General features: G+C 56.6%; 16 protein-coding genes. 2 read left to right on the top strand and 14 right to left on the bottom strand.

From position 1 onward, the window contains the following. The 5 genes from P1U71_RS15540 to P1U71_RS15520 all read right to left on the bottom strand — a co-directional run. Positions 1 to 776: polysaccharide pyruvyl transferase family protein (locus tag P1U71_RS15540; protein ID WP_301106543.1), on the bottom strand; the 776-nt coding region annotated here is incomplete at its 3' end. A 36-nt stretch (positions 777 to 812) separates the two neighbouring features. Continuing rightward, complete coding sequence (xrtD, locus tag P1U71_RS15535; protein ID WP_301106542.1) at positions 813 to 2,354, bottom strand: VPLPA-CTERM-specific exosortase XrtD; 1,542 nt, start codon at positions 2,352 to 2,354, stop codon at positions 813 to 815. An 87-nt stretch (positions 2,355 to 2,441) separates the two neighbouring features. Next, entirely contained in the window at positions 2,442 to 3,257 is an 816-nt protein-coding gene (locus P1U71_RS15530) for a CpsD/CapB family tyrosine-protein kinase (protein WP_301106541.1), read from the bottom strand. Positions 3,258 to 3,269: 12 nt separating this feature from the next. After that, positions 3,270 to 4,910 (bottom strand): hypothetical protein, encoded by a 1,641-nt coding sequence (locus tag P1U71_RS15525; protein ID WP_301106540.1) that lies wholly within the window; start codon positions 4,908 to 4,910, stop codon positions 3,270 to 3,272. A gap of 313 nt (positions 4,911 to 5,223) precedes the next feature. After that, positions 5,224 to 6,696 (bottom strand): undecaprenyl-phosphate glucose phosphotransferase, encoded by a 1,473-nt coding sequence (locus P1U71_RS15520; RefSeq protein ID WP_301106539.1) that lies wholly within the window; start codon positions 6,694 to 6,696, stop codon positions 5,224 to 5,226. 180 nt (positions 6,697 to 6,876) lie between these two features. On the opposite strand from P1U71_RS15520, the gene P1U71_RS15515 reads away from it, so the two are divergent. Continuing rightward, on the top strand, positions 6,877 to 7,263 hold the full coding sequence (locus P1U71_RS15515) for a VanZ family protein (protein WP_301106538.1): 387 nt from the start codon (positions 6,877 to 6,879) through the stop codon (positions 7,261 to 7,263). On the opposite strand, the gene P1U71_RS15510 is transcribed toward P1U71_RS15515, so the two are convergent. Both P1U71_RS15510 and P1U71_RS15505 read right to left on the bottom strand, forming a co-directional pair. Then, on the bottom strand, positions 7,260 to 7,781 hold the full coding sequence (locus P1U71_RS15510) for a hypothetical protein (protein ID WP_301106537.1): 522 nt from the start codon (positions 7,779 to 7,781) through the stop codon (positions 7,260 to 7,262). The genes P1U71_RS15515 and P1U71_RS15510 overlap by 4 nt on opposite strands. Before the next feature lie 32 nt (positions 7,782 to 7,813). Then, positions 7,814 to 8,788 (bottom strand): tRNA-dihydrouridine synthase, encoded by a 975-nt coding sequence (locus tag P1U71_RS15505; RefSeq protein ID WP_301106544.1) that lies wholly within the window; start codon positions 8,786 to 8,788, stop codon positions 7,814 to 7,816. 120 nt (positions 8,789 to 8,908) lie between these two features. Between P1U71_RS15505 and P1U71_RS15500 the strand changes: the two genes are divergently transcribed. Continuing rightward, positions 8,909 to 10,402, top strand: a complete 1,494-nt coding sequence (locus tag P1U71_RS15500) for an AMP nucleosidase (protein ID WP_301106536.1) — start codon at positions 8,909 to 8,911, stop codon at positions 10,400 to 10,402. 3 nt (positions 10,403 to 10,405) lie between these two features. On the opposite strand, the gene P1U71_RS15495 is transcribed toward P1U71_RS15500, so the two are convergent. From P1U71_RS15495 to tsaE, 7 genes are all read right to left on the bottom strand, one after another. Then, positions 10,406 to 11,293: an alpha/beta fold hydrolase gene (locus P1U71_RS15495; RefSeq protein WP_301106535.1), complete on the bottom strand. Its 888-nt coding sequence runs from the start codon at positions 11,291 to 11,293 to the stop codon at positions 10,406 to 10,408. A gap of 73 nt (positions 11,294 to 11,366) precedes the next feature. Next, a complete protein-coding gene (gene trxA, locus P1U71_RS15490; protein WP_301106534.1) occupies positions 11,367 to 11,687 on the bottom strand; it encodes a thioredoxin TrxA in 321 nt (106 codons plus the stop codon). Positions 11,688 to 11,792: 105 nt separating this feature from the next. Next, entirely contained in the window at positions 11,793 to 15,182 is a 3,390-nt protein-coding gene (addA, locus tag P1U71_RS15485; protein WP_301106533.1) for a double-strand break repair helicase AddA, read from the bottom strand. Further along, on the bottom strand, positions 15,179 to 18,154 hold the full coding sequence (addB, locus tag P1U71_RS15480; RefSeq protein ID WP_301106532.1) for a double-strand break repair protein AddB: 2,976 nt from the start codon (positions 18,152 to 18,154) through the stop codon (positions 15,179 to 15,181). The genes addA and addB overlap by 4 nt, the downstream gene beginning before the upstream one ends. Next, positions 18,151 to 18,882 carry a nucleotidyltransferase family protein gene (locus P1U71_RS15475; protein WP_301106531.1) on the bottom strand — a complete coding sequence of 244 codons (732 nt, stop codon included), beginning with the start codon at positions 18,880 to 18,882 and terminating at the stop codon, positions 18,151 to 18,153. The genes addB and P1U71_RS15475 overlap by 4 nt, the downstream gene beginning before the upstream one ends. Further along, entirely contained in the window at positions 18,879 to 19,841 is a 963-nt protein-coding gene (locus P1U71_RS15470) for a phosphotransferase (protein ID WP_301106530.1), read from the bottom strand. Before P1U71_RS15470 ends, P1U71_RS15475 begins: the two co-directional genes overlap by 4 nt. Beyond that, positions 19,834 to 20,325 (bottom strand): tRNA (adenosine(37)-N6)-threonylcarbamoyltransferase complex ATPase subunit type 1 TsaE, encoded by a 492-nt coding sequence (gene tsaE, locus P1U71_RS15465; RefSeq protein WP_301106529.1) that lies wholly within the window; start codon positions 20,323 to 20,325, stop codon positions 19,834 to 19,836. Before tsaE ends, P1U71_RS15470 begins: the two co-directional genes overlap by 8 nt. Positions 20,326 to 20,438: the final 113 nt, after the last annotated feature.

The raw sequence follows: 20,438 nt of genomic DNA, 5'->3' as shown, positions 1-20,438 counted from the left end.
CCATATTGGGACACGGCGGCATTGGGATCGTTATATATAAGACCGCTCACATTCAAGCCGACAAGCGGTTTTACCGCTTGCTTTTCCGACACTGCCTGACAGAGAGGGGCGCCAATCATGCCTTCGGCGCTCCGGATACCCAGCGCGAAAGCGAAATCCACGCCACTTCTGTGCCGTGCCGGGTCAAAATCATCACCCAGCATATTTTTGAGGATCTCATAACTGTTCGGATCGCGCGCCCAGGCCATACCCGCACCCTTGACCGCCTCAATCGCAATCCGGTTGAACTTCGGGTCATAGTAAGGACCATACGTCTGCGGCAGCAAAATCAGCGGAACATGCCTTTTGAGGGAAATCAGCTTGGGGCGGACAACGCTCATAAAACGTTTCACGCCATAGATATCACTGAAGCTGTCGCCACCGGAGATATCGAGGACAACGTCAAAATTGTCAATATTCCGTATGACAGAATTCATCATCGCACCAAACACTCCCAAATGAGAGAGCGCGGAGATGGCAACAATATTTTCCGGCAGATAATAGCGATGCCCGGCGCGAATCCCGATATGCGCCACCTCGAACTTATGGCCTTCGGAAAAATGGTGGGTTTCCAAGCGTTTCCCGAGTTCATTGTCGAAGACGGCAAAACGGGCATTGGGCAGCCGCTCCGTTATACCTTCGACGGTCGAGGCGAAAAGAGCGGAAACGCCCATATTCGTTGTATCCGGCGCCGCCCCGAACAAGCCGATTTTTATTTCAGATTTACTACCCGACATTACTTTGTACTTACCAATCGTTATTCACGTGACCATCTAGTCCGGTACATATACCGGAAGAACCTTAAACAACTCTTCTGAAAAGGCCGCAAGTTCCGCATCCGCCTGTGCCTCCGTCATGCCCGTCTTTATCGGCATCGATAACCGGATGAGCGAACCGTCCATCCGGGCAGAGGAAAGCCCGCCCCACAGCAGGTTGAACTTCGCCATATATTCATTCGCGATATATTTTCCACGCTGCTTGAACCAGTAATAGACCAGCAACCTGTCTTCTCCACGGGTGACGAGAACGCGATTTGCCGGTACCGATTGAGCGCCATTTTTCAGGGTGGTTTCTGTCAGTTCCTCTATCTGCCAACCGCCAGAGGGAATGCAGACACGCGGTGAGTGTGGCGTGCTTCCGGCAGACTGCCGGTCATAATACCCGATAAACAAGGTAATCGGCAGCACCTCGCCCCCCCGGTAATGTCCGAGGAAATAATCGCTCATATTGAGGATGGTCTGCTCCACCTTGGGGAGCACGTCCTCCTCGGCGATCATGTTATTGATTTTGAGCGGAAAGCTGTTGAACAGTCGCCGGTCAGGGATTTCCGGTTCAATCCCCCGGAGCATTACGATCGCCGGAGCAAAAGCAGCGCAGAGCAGCATCGCGCCGAGAATCGGCCCGAGGCGCACCGGCTTTTCCATTTGCTGCGCCGCAGGAACGGAGGCCTTCAGGACACCGTCGCCAAGCGTCGCTTTTTCGCGTTTGTTGAGCGTCAAATAGCAAATAGCCAACATGACCGCAAAGGAAAACAGGAAGAAGACCCAACCTTCAAATAGATGGAAAAATCCGTCCGAGACTGCCGTATCCGTCCATTCCGCAAAGGCGCCTGTTAGGAAAATCCGGATACTGTTCATAATGATTGAAACAATGCCCGCAATGACGACAAACAGGGCCCGTTTCCAAAGCGGCATATCGAACAACATCGCCAGAAGAACGCCCAGCCCGATCATCGGATAGAGATACCGCAGGCCTGCGCAAGCCTCGACAACCGCCAGCTTGATGGTTCCCATATCGATGATATTTCCATCCTGATAGACGGAAAGCCCGGCCGCGCGCAACAAAGCGACGCTCATATCCGTGGAAAGAAGCTGCAAACCATAGGTCAGGTTGGCGTTCAGAAAAGCAGGCGGCGGCACCACAAAAGGCAGGAGGATAAGCGATGGCAACACATAGCGGCCATAGGTCATCCCGCCAAAGACGACGAACAGCCCGAGTATCATCAGAAACAGGCTGATATGGCGGACATTCTCGATCCCCGCCTTGACCGCCAAAGAATATACCGCCGCCGCGATCAAGCAGAAAACAAGCCCGATCCAGTTGCCGCGAGTATCATGAGAGGAAAGTAGCTCCCGTCGAGCCCAGAGAAGATAAAGCGCAACGGCCAGCATCAAGGGCCCGTGACTGAATTCCTCGACATTCATCCAGTCATCCCATAGCAGCAAACCGTCGGGTATGTAGATCAGGAGGACCAGGCACAGAAGGGCTGGCAACAACAGTCGCGTTCGGTCAATCCGTTGTAGGGCCAGTTCCATTCATCCTCTCGCTATTCTTCCTTTACTCAATTATCGCGACAGAAATACGACAGGCAATAGTGCTACTGCCATGGCCGCTATTGAGCTCTAGTAATAGTAAGTTTTGGCGACTTCCTCTGATTTATTCAGAACGACGCCCAAGAGGTTACTCGATTGAAGCTGACGACGGCAATCCTTGACTTCGCTGGGTTTCGTCTCCCCACTGGCCACCACCATCAACACACAGTCAACCTGCGGAATAAAGGCAATGGCATCGTCCGTCGCTTTGAGCGGCGGTAAATCAAAAATGCAGATGCGTTTCTCATACCGGTCCCGAAGGTCCGCCACCATGGATTTTACGCGGCGTGACGTCAGGATTTCAGTTGAATTCTTAACCGCCCGACGGTTTGGCAGAACCACAAACCGGGGAATGCCCGGGTTCACCAGGGCGTCGTTAAATTCGATCTTGCCGTCGAGATATTCGGCAAAGCTGTTCTCTTTCGGCAACCCGAGATAGGCGGCCACTTGCGGACGGCGCAAATCGAAGTCGACAAGAAGCGCCGTATAGTCGGTTTGCTTGGCAATGCTGAGCGCCAGATTGATCGCGACCACCGTTTTACCGCAAGCCGGCGTCGGCGAGGTGATGGCAAGGGTTCGCCAGTTATTGGCCTCCATCTTCGCCAGAACCTGCGTCCTTAAGATATCAAAGCTGATCGAATTGGGATCTTCACTATCCAGCGTAATGATCCTGTTTTCTTCCAGATGCGCCAGGCTAAGATCGACAACGCGTGTCTGGTTGTAAACAATCGGACCTTCGACGATTTCAGTGTTGTGCGCAGTCTTTTTAGTGGTGCTTGTCCGCTCCGAAAAACCGCCCGCCTGCTTTTCCTTGGCCTTGGCAATGGCTTCCTTAATACGTTCCACGTCAGTCCCCTCTTAAAATGCGACCAATAGTCTGTCGATAGCCACCCAGACCTTGTAAAACAGATCATCCAACGGTTGATAAAAATAATGTACGGCCGCGAGCAACAGGGCAAGCAAGGCAATCGGGATGAGAAAATACATAAAAATCTTCATCCGGTTCCGCACATTTTCCTGGCGTGTGTGAATATAGGGTATGGACACAATAGGCGGATGCTTGAGCACCGCTTCCAGTTCGGATGCACTGTGAATTCGCCGGTCGATCAACTCGATCAGGAAGACACAGGCCACCCCGACGACAAGCGCAAGGAATCCGCCAATACCCAGAATCTTTTTCCTGTTCGGGGAAACCGGCTCCGTCGGAACAACCGGCGGCTCAAGCAGAACAAAGCGTTCCGCCTTCTTCTCTTCTTCGAGATTCTGCGAGAGCTGCGCCTGGGCTTGTTTCGATTCGAGAGAATTCAGCTTGTCCAGCAAATCAGTATAAGTACGGTCCAGAACGGTCAAGCCACGCTCAACCTGCGGAATTTCGAGAATAATTCCCTCAAGGTCTCTCATTTTGGCGGTGGTTGTCGAAATCTGGCGGCGCGTTTCTGCAATCTTATCATCCGTCGCCGCAATGCGGATCTGAAGTTTCTCAACAACCGGGTTATATACACTGCCCGCGGCGGCCTGACCCTGCGACGCCGCAGCAAGTGCCGCCGCAGTTTCCTGCTCGACCTGCTGTTCCAAGGCGGCAATCCGCTTCTTCAGCGCCATGATATCCGGATGCGAATCCGTCAGCCGCGTGGAAGCCTCCAGCAGGCTATCCTTCAAGGTAGACAGATTTTGCGCCAGTTCAGACTGCTCGCCCCCGCTGCCTGTGCGGCCGGATCGGGCGGAGGTCAGCTCAATCTCCAGATAGCGTTTGTCTTCTTGAAGCGCGCGCAAATCCCGGCGCAGGTCGCGCACTTGATCTTCCGACCTATCCAGCATGCTCTGGCGCAGGCCCAGATGCTCCGGCAGGGCATCCTTGTATTTCTGCTTGTAGGCGACAATCTCGCTTTCAACCTGGGTCAACTGACGGCGAACCTTGGCCGCCTCATCAGACAGGAAGGCCGTTGCCTCGGATGCCCGCTCGGTTCGCGTCCGAACGTTTTCGCTCAGAAACAGCGTGACCAATTCATTGGCAACATCTGTTGCAATCTGCGGATTTTCATGACTAAAGCCGACATAGAACGCAATCGTCGTCTCCCCTCTCCTGTTTCCAGAAAAAGACGAGGTGATCACATCAATCGCGATGTTATCCTGCATTTGGAAGACAAGTTCGGAAACCGTCAGAAACTTCCTGTCTTCTCCATAGACGCTGAATTTGTCGATAATTTTAAGCAGGTTTTCCCGGGTCATCACTCGTTGCTCAATCATCCGGATCCGCTGATCCGGATCGGAACTGACGGTCGATTCAATAAGATCGGGAGAGATTTGCTGCGTTTCGACAAGAATAGTGCCGTAGGCGCTATAAAGCGGCGGCAAAATCAGGATCACCGCGATAGCACCGGCCAGAACCAGAACGAATGGGATCAGAAAGAAGAGAAAGCGCCTTTTGGCGGCTGAAATGATCCGCTCAATATTAATCGGCGAAGCTTCTTCTTCGGGGAGGGTAAAATCTTGGCTCATTCTATTGCTCGGATTTTTTCAATTTAATCAATCTAATTAATTTCTGCTCGACGTCTTGTAAGTCGTCCTTATGGTTAAAATTTTACAACCATCCGAGCCGATCAACAAATGCCACATGCCTTTTTAGGCTCAAAGAGTTAAGGAATGGTTGGTAACTGATATAAATTGGCAACATTGCGCTAAATCTTAGCGTTTTTCGCAACAATCGATATACACGAACAAAACTCCCGCCTGCGCATCAATACGGGACAGAATCAACAGCTCATGCCCTCTTTCTCCGCATCGCGGAGGTAAATGTCAAGGATTGATACGATCAGTAGGCGTTTTTATTAACGAATCCAACAAAGACTGTCATGACAAGAATTTGAAGGTCAAAGAACAGCGACCAGTTCTCGACATAGTAAGTATCGTAATTCACCCTGGCTTCCATTTTCTCCAGCGTGTCCGTCTCCCCGCGATACCCCCTGACCTGCGCCCAGCCGGTAATCCCCGGCTTGACCTTGTGGCGGGCGAAATAGCCTTCGATCAGTTCCGAGTACTCCTCGTTGTGATCCACCGCGTGAGGGCGCGGACCGACGAGCGACATCGTCCCGTTGACCACGTTGAAAAGCTGCGGCAACTCATCCAGGCTGGTCCGGCGGATAAATTTTCCGACCCGGGTTATGCGTGGATCATCTTTTGACGCCTGGACAGTTCTTTTGCGTTCCTCCCCGTCATGATACATGGAGCGGAATTTATAGATCTCGAATACTTTGTTGTTATAACCATAACGCTTCTGCTTGAACAGCACCGGCCCCTTGCTCTCCAGCTTGATCGCGAGGGCAACTGCGAGCAAGAGCGGAGAGAACAGAAGCAGTGCCAGCGAACCCAGAATGCGGTCTTCCAGCGCCTTCACTACGATCTTGAACCCGGAAAGCGGCGAATCCACCACCTCGATCATCGGCAGGCCACCGAAATGATTAGGGGACGGTCGATGCGGAAAGCGAAAGCCCACCAGATCGGATACCAGATGGACATGGGCCGGAAGTTCGCGCAGGCGACTGACGATTTCCAGCTGCCGTTCGTCTGCGTTCCAGGGCAGCGCAACAATAATATCGTCAACACGATTTTCGCGGACGAATTTTATGAGCGCCTCAATATTCCCGAGCAGGGAATGCCCGGCAACCGTTGGTCCGACACGGCCAATGCGGTCATCGAAAATGCCCACAACCTTGTTGACCGTCGGCTTTTCGTTTTCGAGCTGGCGCAGCAACTGTTCCGTCTGCTTTCCGCCGCCAAGAACAACGACTTTACGTGTGCATATACCGCGATCAGCCAGATAGTTGATGATGATAAAAGCGACCAACCGATATGTCAGAATGACAACAAAGGACGCAAAGGCGAAGCTATACATCCATATCCGTGAATATTCCTCGGATACTTTCAGGGAAAAAGCCACCGCCAGCAGCAACATGAAGGTTGTGACGCAAACGATCGCGAGATTAGGCAGGTTCGTAAGCGGCGCAAGCAGTGTCGAGAAGGAGTAAATCCGCGCATAATGTCCAAGGAAGAAAAAGATGATCATCGCCAGGATAACTGCATATGAATAGTATTCATGAGCAAGCAAACTGCCGCCAATCACGAAATAATGACTGAGAAATCCAGCCAGAAACAGCCAGAAGAGATCAAGGACCGAGAAAATCGGGGACAATACGCCCGAAGAAAGAGGGTATCCACCACCATATGCAGCACCACTCTCTGCTGTAATTTTTTTGCTGCTCAGACCATTATCCGGAATCTTGTTCAACGAAATTTCTCCGACAACAGGCGCTCGTGATTCCTGCTTCAAAACCGATGGTCAAAAGTTGGTTGGTAAAGCTTGTCTCGACTGCGCCCGCAGAAAATATTACAAATCATACATCGCTTGATAGTAATTTACATCGCTTATCGTTAATTTTTCATAAATCAAAGGGCCGTAATATTACCGATGACCACAACGAATATTCATAATCAAAATAGTTATCGAATTGCCTTGTTCCTTTGGGGAGCGGGCTTGTTGGCCCTGGTTATTCTCTCCCTCTTGCCGCCCGGCAATGAGCCGTCCTTCTCTAATCTGGTCAATGACAAGGTCCGGCATTTTACCGCCTATGCGCTACTCGCACTGGCTGCTTGCTACGCGGGACACGACTGGCGACAACGACTAATACTCAGTACATTTACATTCATCGTAAGCGTTCTTGTTGAGTTTCTGCAACCCCTTACGGGCCGAGACTTCGAACTTTTGGATATTGTTGCAAATTTGTCCGGAGTCCTTGCCGGAATGGCTATAGCGGCCTTGGTTTTCCGCTATCGCGGCGGCCGCGTTCGCCCTTAGCTTTGCCTCAGGCTGCGATCCCACAGCATGAAATGAACTCCATATTGGTCTTCGCGCAGTTCAAGATGCGCCGCCTCCAGGTTCCAGTGCCATGTCTTGGTCGCCTCTATTTTGCGGCCCGGGCCATATTTCCCGGTCAGCTGCTCCAGGATATCAAGCTGCTGATAGGTCGCGCCGGGGATGGAAGCATCGATTTTCCAGATCCGGTGACCGGCCTCCGGCGGAGTATAGCTGACACGATAGCGAATACGGCCCTCTTCACCATTATGCGGCGCGACACAGACCAGCACCAAAACAGGACCGGCCGACCCGTCATAGCGGCTCTCCGCCGCGCATTCCGCCCGCTCGACACCGCCGTTTGTCGTCTCCTTACCAAGTTGATAGCCGGTATCCTGAAGCAACGCCTCATGCAGCGATGACGCGGGTGGTGGTGGCATGACGCAGCTGGTGATCAGCAACATCACGCTTGTTGCAACGGCAATCGCCTGCATCCCGCGACCGATCAATCGGCGCATCATGTGTTTCGTCTCCCCCTCAAGCATTTTCCCCTTCACGCGGCGTCCAGCACGCGCCCCTTTGTCGCAACGACTTCTGCCAGAATATCCTGCGGATCCTCAAGCCGACGAATGCACGTGAACAGCACCCCTGCTTCTTCATAGCTGCGCGCCAGCAGCTTTATCCATTGTTTCAACCGGCCCGCCTGTCGCTGCGGATTGGCCATACCCTCGATAAGATCGTGATATTCTGCAAGTATACCAAGGATTTGTGACCAATTGAAGGCAGTGCCCGACATCGGCGCGCGGATCGAACGCCTATGCGCTATTTCACGGCCGAGGCTGGGGCGGGCAATCACGCCGCGCCCGATCATCACGTCATCGCAGCCGCTCGCCTCCCGGCAGAGGACATAATCTTCCGGCGTCCAGATTTCCCCATTGGCAACAACCGGGATATTGAGCTGTTCTGCAATCGGGCGCAGATGTTCCCAATGGGCAGGCGGGCGGTATCCTTCCATCTTTGTGCGGGCGTGAATAGTGAGTTTGCCTGCCCCTGCCTCGGCAATGGCAAGCGCATTCTCCATGGCGAGGTTTTTCTCCGCAAAGCCAAGGCGCATCTTGGCACTTACCGGAATATCATCCGGCACCGCACGGCGCACGGCAGACACGATTTCATGGAGCCGTTCAGGCCATTGCAGGAGTGTCGCGCCGGCGTCATGGCGGTTCACGGTCTTCGCGGGACAGCCGAAATTGATGTCAATCCCCGGCGCGCCAAGCTCAGTGGCGAAAGCGGCATTCTCCGCCATGACATGGGCCTCCCCGCCCATAATCTGCACATGCACGGGAACACCCGCCGCCGTTTTTCCGCCCTGTTTCAACTCCGGGCAGAGCGTATGGAAGACGGAGGCCGGATAAAGATGCTGGCTCACGCGCACGAATTCCGACACGCACAGATCAAAACCCCCGATCCGCGTCAGAATATCGCGCATATAAACATCGACGACCCCCTCCATCGGGGCCAGCGTTACCATTGCCAAGACTGCTTATCCTCTATTTTCCTCGTCATATTTTAATGGTAAAACAACAACGAAGACAAAGATAGAAATTAAGGAACTGTCATAGGGGCAGTTCATCGCAAAAGGAAGACTAATATGAGTGAGTTTCTGACGGACGCGGGCACGCCGCATGGGAATATCACGGATCTTCAGGAATTCACTGATGAAAATGCGGCGTTCGAGCGGATCACGGCGCTGTATGAGGAAAATATCACCAAGGTGAAAAGCCGCTTCAGCGCGTTTGAGACCGGCGATAAAACCAGCCCCGCCGATCCGGCCTATTATCCCTATCTCGGCCTGACCGTCGATTCCACCGATATCAACCGCACCGGCAAACGTTCCTATGGCAAGATTGATGCGGCGGGAACTTTTGGCACAACGGTAACCCAGCCAGCGCTGTTCGAAAGTTACTACAAGGAGCAAATCCGGCTGATCCTGAAAAATCATCAGCGTCCGGTCTATGTCGGCCTCAGTGACCGGACGATGCCGCTTCCCTTTGTCATCGAGGCCGCCTCCTCCAATGTTTCGGCCAATGATATGCCCGCGCTGCAGTCGATTTTCACCATGCCGGACCTCGCCAATATTAACGACAGCATCGCCAACGGCACCTATGTTCCTGTTGAAGGCCTGCCTCGCCCTCTCGCGCTCTTCACGGCGGAGCGGGTGGATTATTCGCTGGCCCGGCTCGCCCATTATACCGGCACGGTGCCGGAGCATTTCCAGCGCTTTGTCCTGTTCACAAATTACCAGCGCTATGTCGATGAATTCGTCGAATATGGCAAGAAGCAGGTCCTGGAGGGAGAGGATTACCGCGCCTTCGTCGAGCCCGGAAACGTCGTGACACCAAACCCGCAGCTGACGGATGAACCGCCGACCGGCACCGCGCCCAGCCATCTGCCGCAGATGCCCGCCTATCATCTGCTGGGGGAGAAGCATATGGGCATTACACTGGTCAATATCGGTGTCGGGCCGTCCAATGCCAAGACGATCACCGATCATATCGCTGTGCTCCGGCCGCATTGCTGGCTAATGGTGGGGCATTGTGGCGGCCTTCGCCATACGCAGCGGCTTGGCGATTTTGTGCTGGCCCATGCTTATGTGCGCGAGGATCATGTGCTGGATGAAGATATTCATCCCTCGGTCCCGCTGCCCGCCATCGCCGAGATACAGGTCGCGCTGACCGAGGCGGTGGCACGTGCCGCCGATGTCTCGACCGGCGGCACCGACATTAAGGAGCATTTCAGGACCGGCACCGTCTACACCACCGACGACCGCGACTGGGAGCTTCGGCATAGGGAGCTTGCCATCCGCTTCAACCAGACCCGCGCCATCGCCGTGGATATGGAAAGCGCCACCATCGCCGCGAATGGTTTTCGCTTCCGGGTGCCTTACGGGACGCTACTTTGCGTGTCGGACAAGCCGATCCATGGGGAAATCAAGCTGCCCGGCATGGCCAATAAATTCTATGAGGGGCGCACGTCGAAGCATCTGCATATCGGTATCGATACGTTGCAGCAGCTCCGGCGGCAGGGCGTGGAAAGCCTGCATTCGCGCAAACTGCGCAGCTTTGACGAACCCGCTTTCCGTTAGGGATTAACGGTTGGCGGCAAGATGCGGGATGAGAAGGCCCGCCAGATGGCCGCACAGCGCAGGCGAGAGATCATGCCCCATGCCATCGACCAGCTCCAGCTTTGCTCCCGGAATGAGCCGCGCCGTATCCTCCCCGGCGGCATACGGGACGAGCGGATCGTCCTTGCCGTGGATAACCAGGGTTGGCGCCGTGACGCCGGGAAGTTCCGACACCCGCGGATTGGCGGCCATGAGCGCCGCATATTGCCGTAGATATCCGGCGGGAGCATAGCTGCGCTTAACGCAGGCGCGGATATGATCTTCCAGCGCCTCGCGGTCCCAGCGGAAGCCCGGGCTGCCGATCACGTCGTTCACTTCCAGCCCGAACGCAACCACATCATCCACACTCTGGCTCGCCGGGGCGGACATCAGAACGGAGGTCGCCGCCGGAGTGGAAGGCGGCAAGTGGCGGTTTCCACTCGATGACATGATCGAGGTCAAGGAGCGGAGTTTTTCAGGATAGAAAATCGCCATCAACTGCGCGATCATGCCTCCCATGGACATGCCGACCATATGCGCACGCTCAATCCTAAGGCCGTCCATCAGCCCGGCAAGATCGGCCGCCATATCGCTCAAATGATAGGGGACCGTGGGCGCAGCTCCGGCCTGAAGCTGCTGCATGATGCCCGCCATATCGGGCAGGCCCTTTTCATCGAGCTTCTGGGACAGGCCGATATCCCGGTTATCGAAGCGGATGACATGGAAGTTTTCCGCGGCAATCGCCTCGCAAAAGGCGTCCGGCCAGTCGATCAGCTGAAACCCCAACCCGGCAATCAGGATTACCGCCGGATCGGACGAATTACCAAAAGCCTCATATTCAAGGGCGAGACTATTGCTGATCAGCTTGGCCATCCGGTTTTCCTTCCATTTCAAGAAAAAAGCGGACCCGAAAGCCCGCTTTTTTGTTTAGTTCTGATTTTTTTAATCAGCCTGCTGACTTGATCCAGTCTTCAATGGCGCTTTTTGGGGAGGCGCCGACTTTCGTCGCGGCGATCTGGCCATCCTTGAACAGCATCAGCGTCGGAATACCCCGCACACCATACTTCGTTGGTGTATTCGGGTTTTCATCGATATTGACTTTGGCAATCTTCAGATCGCCGCCCATTTCCTGGGAGATTTCATCGAGCGCCGGAGCAATCTGCTTACAAGGACCGCACCATTCGGCCCAGAAATCGACCAGCACCAGACCGGAACTATCCAGAACATCATCTTTAAAAGAAGCATCGGTGACTTTCGTAGTGGTCATAACATCCTCGTTTCAGGCAAAAAATTAAAAGCTCTCCGGCACCCCGGCGGAAACTTCTTGTCTCTATAATTACGTATCGCCTATTGCATCGTCAAGTAACCTTGATCACAAAAGCGCATCCGGCAGTTCCATGAGATGCGGCCCCTCCGTCCAGAGAAGCGCACATTTCACCACTTTTCCGGGATACATCGCGCTAAGTGCACGGCGGTAGAGGGACATCTGTCTTATATATAAGGACGCTACATCCTTGATTTCATTGGGGGATGGACGATTTGTCTTGTAATCGATCACGAGGATCTCATCCTCACCAATGAGAAGGCGGTCGATCTGTCCCGACAGGACCCGGCCATCGATCAGGCCGCTGATGGGAACTTCCGCCTGACTGCCCGGCCCGAAGATAGCGGAAAAACCGGGATCATTGATCACATTGAGGGTTTCTTGCAGGATTTCATCCTGCTGCGCGTCTTCCAATCCGTGAACCGGGCGAGCCAGCCAGGCTTTCGCCGCCGTCTCCCGCGAGGCCGGGCCGATCGAGGGCAATGTTTCCAGCAACCGATGAATAAGAAGACCCCGATGGAACCGCCGACCCTCATCCGGACCAAGCGGGGAGGATGCCACTGTCTCATCCTCATCGCGGGACGGCACCAGCGGCCGCGGCGGGCTCGGTTCATCGGGTGCGAACCGCGAAATCCAATCGGGGAGCGGCACAGGCGGGATGGGCGCGGTCTCAATCGTTTCCGCTCTTTCAGTTACTGACCCGCTTGACCAGCGGCGCGCCACTTCACCCCAGGGGAGCGCGACTTCTTCCACCCCTTCCCCAAAAGCGGGATCAATAAGTTCATACCAGCAATCGGCCGGGCGGCTTCGCTTGCCTTCCCAGCCGCAGATATAGAGCCGGTCCTCCGCCCGGGTGAGCGCAACATAGAGAAGTCGCTTCTTCTCTTCGAGCTGCTTCTCCTTCGCGAGGATACGCATCCGCGCGGTCAGCGGATCGTCATTATCGGTCTTCACCGGCCAGAGCGGGAAGGGGGCTTCTTCCTCCGTCCAGAAAACCGTCGGCTGCGAACGGGTCCCCTGACAGGTATCTGGCAGGAAGACAATCGGGGCCTGCAATCCCTTCGATCCATGCACGGTGAGCACGCGCACCTCATTGCGGCCTTGCTCCATATCGCGTTTGACTTCCGCCGCGCCGGCGTCGATCCAGTGCAGGAAGCTCTGCAGGGAGCTCGCCTCTGTCCGCTGGAAATTAAGCGCGAGGGAGAGAAATTCCTCGATCGGGTCCGCCGCCTCCTGCCCGAGACGGCCGAGCAGCTTCTTCCGCCCGCCAAGACGGCCGAGGATATCGGCGAAGAATTCATAGACGGGCACGAAATCCGCCCGTGCCAACAACTCGCCGAGGAAGGTGCGCGCCTGATCGAATACGGGCAACCCGGTTTTGTTATCGCGAAGGGCGCGCCACAGGCTGCCTTTACGGTCGTAAGCAAGCTCAAACAGCTGATTATCATCGCAGCCAACGAACGGACTTTTCAAAATCACCGCGAGATTGAGATCATCTTCCGGCAACAGCACAAATCGCGCGAGCGCGAGCAAATCCATCACCGCAAGCTGTTCCGTCAGCACCATCCGGTCTGTTCCCGCAACGGGGATATCCGCTGTTTTAAGCGCCCGCACCACATGATTAAAGAAGACATTCCGGCTCTGCACGAGAATCATGATGTCCTTGGGCGCGACGGGGCGTCCGGTCGCACTCAAAACCTCGCCCGTGTCGAGCCAGTCCTTGATCTGCAAGGCAATATTCTTGGCAAGACCGGCTGCCGGGTTCCTATCGAGATTCTGCGCCATCGGCATTTCCCAGGGATCCGCCGCGTCAATATCCGGCGGCTTTACCGTGGGCCAGATTTCCACAAGGCCCGCCTCTCCGGCGCGCCGGACCAGATGCTTCACCATATCGCCGGACGCGGTCAGCCCCTTTCGCGCTGGTTCCGGTTCGAACACCCGATCCACCAGATCAAGCACGCTCTCCGTCGAGCGAAACGAAAGATCGAGCGGGACATTGCGCCAGCCTTTCTTCGCCGCATGGGCGCGTTCCTCGAACTGGTGGCGCATGATATCGAAGGTCGCGGGATCGGCCCCCTGAAAGGAATAGATCGACTGTTTTTCATCGCCCACCACGAAGAGGGTCCGTTCGGTCGAGACAGCCCCTTCGCCGGTAAAAAACTCCTCCGCCAGTGCGGCGATCACCTGCCATTGCTCCGCGCTTGTATCCTGCGCCTCATCGACGAGGATATGCTCAATACCGCCGTCCAGCTTGTACATCACCCAGGGCGCAACACCATCACCGGTCAGCAGGTCGCGGGTTTTCAGGATCAGATCGTCATAATCAAGCCGTCCGCGATGGGCCTTTTCCTCTTCATAGCGATCCACCAGCGCGAGCCCGAGCCGGATCAGGGCGGAGGTGGAAGTAAACACCCGCGCCTTGCGGATCGTCTCCAAAACCTTTAGCAGCCGCTCGGCTTCCTTGAGCAGGATATCAGGAATTTCCGGGTTGGCTTTGGCGACCTTGTCCGTCGCAAGACGCGCCCTGATTTCCTGTTTCTGGGTGAAAAAGGCCTGGCCGTAATCCTCGAACAGGGCCGCACGCCGATCAGGCTGAAGGAGCCATGGCGCCATCTTCTCTGCCGTGGCGACATCGGTTTTGTTGCCCATCAGCAGGCGGTCCACCGCGCGGCGCAATGCGGGCCCGTCAAACGTTGTATCGCGGCAGGCGCGGGCGATGATATGCTCTTCTGTCAGATCCGCATCGATGCCGATCCTTGCCGCAAGCGCCACAATTACCCCATTGGGCCCGCCAAATTCCGCCCGCAGGCGCATCAACTGGCTGCGCTTCCCCCCGAGATCTTTCAGGAGCTTGGAAAACCCGTCCTCATTGACCTTTTCACTGACCAGCCGCAGAGCTGCGCCGAGGGCGGCATTTTCCGGTCGCTGACAATCGAGCAAGGTCTCATCGCGGGCAATCTCCATGATTTCCGCCGCGCTGCGGTCATCCATCACTTCGAAATTAGGGGACAGCCGCGCCTCTAGCGGGAAGCGGCCAAGAACGGATTCACAGAAGGAATGAATGGTCTGGATCTTGAGCCCGCCCGGCGCATCCAGCACGCTCGCAAAAAGCCGTCGCGCCCAGATCGTCTCACCCTCCGTGGCGGGCCGGCCCATCAGGTCATGCAGGCTCTCGGCAAGGCACGCATCCTCCATCACCGACCAATCGCCGAGCATGGCATTCAGCCGGTTCGACATTTCCGCCGCCGCCGCCTTGGTGAAGGTGATACAGAGAATCTTTTCGGGTGGCGTCCCGGCCAGCATCAGCCGAAGGCTCCGCTCCACCAGCACGCGCGTCTTGCCCGACCCGGCGGAGGCGGAGACCCAAACCGATTTATCCGGATCCGCCGCCTGCTTCTGCCGGGCGATGCCCTTTTCGACGAGATCGGTATGCTTCATTCCGCATCCTCCCCGCTCGACCATTCCTTGACCCGGGCGAGATGCTCATAGTCATTGAAGCGATACGGCAGGTCCGGGCGCGGGCAACTTAAATAAGGCGTCGCCTGCCGGTCGAACTGCGCAATCAGGCGGAGCAGACCCTCATACGCCTCCTCCGCCAATGTCTCAGGCGAGGGGGATTTCCTGCCTCCGGCGATGCGGAACTCCCCGGCTGGATCGCCACCGCTTAAGCGCACATAGGCGAGCTCCTCCACCGGCGCGGCGGTAATCTTGGTGAAGCCGTTTTTCGCAACCATCGCCGCCTCCAGCGCGAGCTGCGGCGCAACGCCGGTTTCCACTTCGGTGACGGAGGGCGGCGCACCCGTTTTATAGTCCAGAATGGACAGGGTGCCGTCGGCCTTTGACATATCGATCCGGTCGGCGGTGCCGCTTAACACAAATTCCGTATGGGGCGCGGGGATTTTTATCTCGCCCTTCACCTCGGTCCCAAGAGTCTCGAATTGCTTGCGCCGCGCCGTCTCGAACTCGACGAACCAGTCGGCAATCCGCTCAAACCGGGGCCACCAGAAGGCCCAGACCGCAGGATAGGACAGCACATCCCCGAAGGCATCGCGGCCGAATTCCAGCAGCTTCTCGCGCGCATCGGGCGGAAGCTGCACCGGGTAATAATTGACGAATCTTTCCAGTGCGGCATGGATAAAGGTGCCCTTGTCCGCCGCGGAGGGGTCCATGGCAATTTCATCAAGCGGGGAAAGCTTCAGAATTTGTTCGGCAAAGATGGAGTAGGGGTCCTTGATCCATTTCTCGATCCGCGTGACAGAAAGGCGGCGGGGACGTGCGTCCACCGGCGGCGTCGGGCGCGGCGCGAGAACCGGCTCCACTGCAAGCGGCTGATCCAGCTGTTGCTGCCAGTCGGTAACGGTGCGTGCCCCTTCCCTGCCCATCGCCAAATCGAATTTTTTAAGAAACGTCTCCAGCCGGAGCAGCCAGCGGGACGGGACTGTCGGCGTACCGTCGATTTTTGCGGCACGGGTCATCACCACCTCCGCCGCGCCGAAAGCCTGCTGAAAATCATGAGCGGAAAGGCCGATTTTCTGTTCCGGCAGGGGAAGGCCAAATTTCTCCCGCATCGGTCGGCTCATCCAGGGGTCATTCCCGGCGTCTGGGGGCCAGCTTCCTTCATTGAGCCCGCCCAGAATGACCAGATCAGCACGGCCCAGCCGCCCTTCGATCGGGCCCCAAATCTGCAGGCGCGGATGCAGGCCATATTGCGGGCGGACCATACGCCCGCGCATCAGGTTATCAAGAAGCTCCGGCCAGCTTGTCGGGTCGAACTCGTCAATCACATCGGCGGCGCGCATCAGCTCCGAGAGAAAGCCCGCCACCGCCTCCCCGAAATTACCGCGCCAGAGTGCTGAACTTTCCTCATCCGCCAGGGTCGAGAGTTTTTCCGCAAATTGAATAAAGAGCTTCAGGAACTCTGCAAAGTCAACTTCGCCATATCTCACCATTTCCTCAAGCGGGGCCGCCAGATCGGCAAGCCCCTGAAACCAGCTTTTGATATCTTTATCCGCCTCGGCTGTGGAAAGGGCTCTCGCGATACCCTCAAAACCAGACGCCGGGCGTGGTCCGCGCAAAGTCGCCAACTCCAGCGCCCGAACATGGCGACGGAATATTTCCGGCGCAACACCGCCGGACGCGAGCGGATGCTTGAGCGCGGCGAGCAGCGCAACCGGCTCCGCCTCACTTTCAATCAGACGAGCAAGCAGACGCAGAAAGACACCGGGCGGTGACTGATCGAGGCTGATCCCGGCGCTGTCGTCCACCTCAACATTCCAGCGACGCAACTCCGCTCCCACGCGGCGGGAGAGATCGCGATCGGGCGTGATCAGGACAGCTGTCTTGCCGTCCGTCTCCAACGCCTCCCGCATAAGAAGCGCAATGGACTGCGCCTCCCCTTGCGCATCAAGACAATCAAGCTGGCGAATACCATCAAGGGCGGACGGGTCCGGCGCGGCGGCCTGTTGCCATTTATCGCTGGTCGCGGCGGGCCGCAGGGCTTCTGCTATCAATGCGGATCGCGCCGAAGGGGAAGAAAGAAACTCCGCGTCGGTCAAATCCTCAACCTCTTCGCGGGAAACGCCCAGCTTGCCCAGAAGCAGGGCAAGACCATGCTGCGGATGCGCCGGATCGCGAGAGAGTGCCTGCCAGCTTTCCGCGTCCAGGTGCCGATCAAGCCCTGGGAGGACGACCGTTCCATTCGGCAGCTCGGCCACGGTTTTCAGCAAAAGCGCCGTCGCCGGGATGGACCCGGTGGACCCCACCGCATAGACCGGCGCTTCGGGCGGGTTCTTCTGCCAATGCTCGGCCTGCGCCCGGAGCAGCAAATCCCGACGCAGCGCCGGATCAATCGCGCCTTCAGCGGTAAGGATCGCAGGCCAGTTCAGGCTCAGAATTTCAAGAAATTCAAGCGTGATCTGCCAATGTGTCGCATATTCCGCCGGCACCAGATTCTTGAGGTCTGCAAGGTCCAATCCCTCTGTCTGCACCTGATCGAGAAAACGGGCCAGCGCGGTGGCAAGGCCCGCCGCCTCGGCAATCCCACCGGAGTGATCGCTGCGTGCCTGGATCAGACGGCTCAACAGAAGCTGCCGCCGCAACGGGTCGATCGACGGGGGCAGGGACAGGAGTTTCTCCCCCACGCCGCCGATGCCAAGATCGCTCTCCAGCAGCAACTCGTCCTCCTCCACGTCGCCGATGGGGCGCATGCGCGGGAGTATCAGCGCCTTTCCCGACGTCTCGCGCAGGAAGGCGCTCTGCAGGGCGCGCGCGGCGCGGCGTGTGGTGGTGAGAATGGTAATATCACTTAATGTGGCGCCATGACGCTGCAACAATTCCCGCGCCAGCACGTCAACAAAGGCATATTCCGGCGGAATATTGAGGATTCGCAGGGGTTTATGCGGTGTCGTCATGTCAGCGCCTCGATCCTCTCGCCTGCCTCGATAACCGCTTCGGGCGTGCCGACATGCAGCCAGTGGCCGTGATGAACAAGACCATAGAGCCGCCCGTTCGCCAGCGCCTTGTCATAGAAGAGGTTGAGAGAGAAGGCCCCCTCCGGCATATCGTCAAAAAGAGCGGGATTCAAGAGCTGCACCCCGGTAAAGAGATAAGGCGCGCCCTCCCCTTGCGTGCGACGGGCAAGGCGGCCATCCGCGCCCAGATGAAAATCGCCACTCCCCGCATAACCGACGGCCGTCTCCACCGGATGCAGCAGCAGAAGCGCATCCATCTTGCCGTCCTCCCACATGTCATGCATTTGAAGCAGGGAACTCGCCCCGCTATCAAGAACGATAACATCGGAATTAAGCACAAAGAACGGCAATTCCCCGAGAAGCGGTAGCGCCTTTTTCACCCCGCCGCCGGTTTCCAGCAAAGCTTGCGTCTCATCGGAAACATTGACTTCAAGATCGGTAACCGCCCCGGCATAGTCAGATATCTGCTCGGCCAGATGATGTTTGTTGACGACGGCGCGACTGATCCCGGCCTGGCGCAAAAGATCGAAGCAATAATCAATCAATGCTCTTCCGGCGACCTTTACCAGCGGTTTCGGCGTGACATCGGTGATCGGGCGAAGGCGGGTACCGAGCCCCGCCGCCAGAATCATCGCCCGCATTTCTGAAAGCGCCGGAAGGGTGCTCATGATTTTCCTTCCCCGATGGTGAGTTGGAGCCAGTTGCGCAGCGCCACCAGCCCCGGATGAGCAAGGTTGCCTGCAAGGTGCCTCTGCATTCTGGGGATCATGTCGAGATACCGCGTCTTTCCCTCCACTTTGGCAAGTCGGCAGAAGATCCCCATGATCCGGAGGGCGCGGTGCGCCCCGAGAATGGCATAGGATTCGCGAAACGCAGCTTCCTCCACACCAGTTTCATCGAGATAATGATAGATCATCTCCGATGCCAGCGTCTCATCCACGTTCCGCCGGGCATCCTGCAACAGGGACACGAGGTCATAGGCGGCGGGGCCTTTCAACGCATCCTGAAAATCGAGAAGGCCAAGGGATTTGAGCCCGTTCCGATTTTTCAAATACAGAAGATTTTCCGAATGAAAGTCCCGAAGCAGCATCACATCCGGCCCCACGCGCATTTTTGAGAATAGATTCTCCCAAATGTCGCCATAAAATTCCCGAGGTTCAGTCTCGAGCGGCGCATCGATTTTCTCCGGCACATAAAAATCGAGGAACATCTCGTTCTGCGCGCGGACATACTCATCGGAAAACTCAGGCAGGAAGACAGGGGGGGGTGATTTGTCAAGATCAACGAGGAAATCAACGGCGAGGCGATATAACGGCGGCTCCGCCACCCCTGCCTCAAACAGCCGGGCATAAAGATCGTCCCCCAGATCTTCGAGCAGCAGAAACCCTTCCGCCGTCTCCTCCGCATGGATTTCGGGTGCGCTGTAGCCGCGCTCGGTCAGTGCCTTGGCAATCATAGTGAAGCGAGCGACGTCTTCCGGCGGCGGCGCATCCATCAGGATCAGGGATTTTTCGTCCGTCTCGATCCGCTCATAGCGGCGGGAAGAAGCATCCCCGGCAAGCGGCTTCCGCGATGCGCCCTCCAACCCGTTTCGCGCAAGAAAGGCGGAGAGGGCGGCGTCACGCATCTCCCATCTCCGACACAGAGGTAAGGCGGCGGCGCCAGCGATCATCTCCCGAAAATCGGAAAATTCTCGCGTCCCCGGCTTTTTCCCCTTCTAAGATTATCTCGATCAGTAAATGATTTTCGGGCAGATACCGGCCAAGCCGGTCCGGCCATTCGATTAAGGAAACACCGGTATCAAACGCCTCGTCGATATCCAGCTCCAGCACCTCCTCCGGGCTTTCGAGGCGATAGAGATCATAATGATAGAGGCAGAAATCATCGAAATCATAGGTGAGCAGGAGATTATAGGTCGGGCTCGGCACGTCGATATCCTCCCGCGCGAGATGCCGCACCAGCGACCGGGCAAAGGCTGTCTTACCCGCCCCCAGCGTGCCGCCAAGGGCGATGATATCGCCGGGCTTCAGCAGATCCGCGATTTCACTCGCGAGGGCTGCGGTTCCGGCGAGAGAAGCAACGCGCCTATCGAAAAGGAAAGATTGTGCCATGGTGCCCGTCAGGAATTTTCGGCCATCTTCACCGGCGAAGCGGCAACCGCAGCAGGAAGATAGCAGGAAACGGTCGTGCCGACATTTTCCCTGGACGTGAGCTCGACATGGCC

The organism is Sneathiella sp. (assembly GCF_029233945.1).
GTDB lineage: Bacteria > Pseudomonadota > Alphaproteobacteria > Sneathiellales > Sneathiellaceae > Sneathiella.
This window is presented reverse-complemented; position numbering and strand designations above follow the sequence as displayed.

Bases quoted from the DNA above. Each gene is read 5' to 3' on its own strand.
- xrtD (WP_301106542.1), bottom strand. From the start codon at position 2,354: ATGGAACTGGCCCTACAACGGATTGACCGAACGCGACTGTTGTTGCCA.
- P1U71_RS15525 (WP_301106540.1), bottom strand. From the start codon at position 4,910: ATGAGCCAAGATTTTACCCTCCCCGAAGAAGAAGCTTCGCCGATTAAT.
- P1U71_RS15515 (WP_301106538.1), top strand. From the start codon at position 6,877: ATGACCACAACGAATATTCATAATCAAAATAGTTATCGAATTGCCTTG.
- P1U71_RS15510 (WP_301106537.1), bottom strand. From the start codon at position 7,781: ATGATGCGCCGATTGATCGGTCGCGGGATGCAGGCGATTGCCGTTGCA.
- P1U71_RS15505 (WP_301106544.1), bottom strand. From the start codon at position 8,788: ATGGTAACGCTGGCCCCGATGGAGGGGGTCGTCGATGTTTATATGCGC.
- P1U71_RS15500 (WP_301106536.1), top strand. From the start codon at position 8,909: ATGAGTGAGTTTCTGACGGACGCGGGCACGCCGCATGGGAATATCACG.
- P1U71_RS15495 (WP_301106535.1), bottom strand. From the start codon at position 11,293: ATGGCCAAGCTGATCAGCAATAGTCTCGCCCTTGAATATGAGGCTTTT.
- trxA (WP_301106534.1), bottom strand. From the start codon at position 11,687: ATGACCACTACGAAAGTCACCGATGCTTCTTTTAAAGATGATGTTCTG.
- addA (WP_301106533.1), bottom strand. From the start codon at position 15,182: ATGAAGCATACCGATCTCGTCGAAAAGGGCATCGCCCGGCAGAAGCAG.
- addB (WP_301106532.1), bottom strand. From the start codon at position 18,154: ATGACGACACCGCATAAACCCCTGCGAATCCTCAATATTCCGCCGGAA.
- P1U71_RS15475 (WP_301106531.1), bottom strand. From the start codon at position 18,882: ATGAGCACCCTTCCGGCGCTTTCAGAAATGCGGGCGATGATTCTGGCG.
- P1U71_RS15470 (WP_301106530.1), bottom strand. From the start codon at position 19,841: ATGCGTGACGCCGCCCTCTCCGCCTTTCTTGCGCGAAACGGGTTGGAG.
- tsaE (WP_301106529.1), bottom strand. From the start codon at position 20,325: ATGGCACAATCTTTCCTTTTCGATAGGCGCGTTGCTTCTCTCGCCGGA.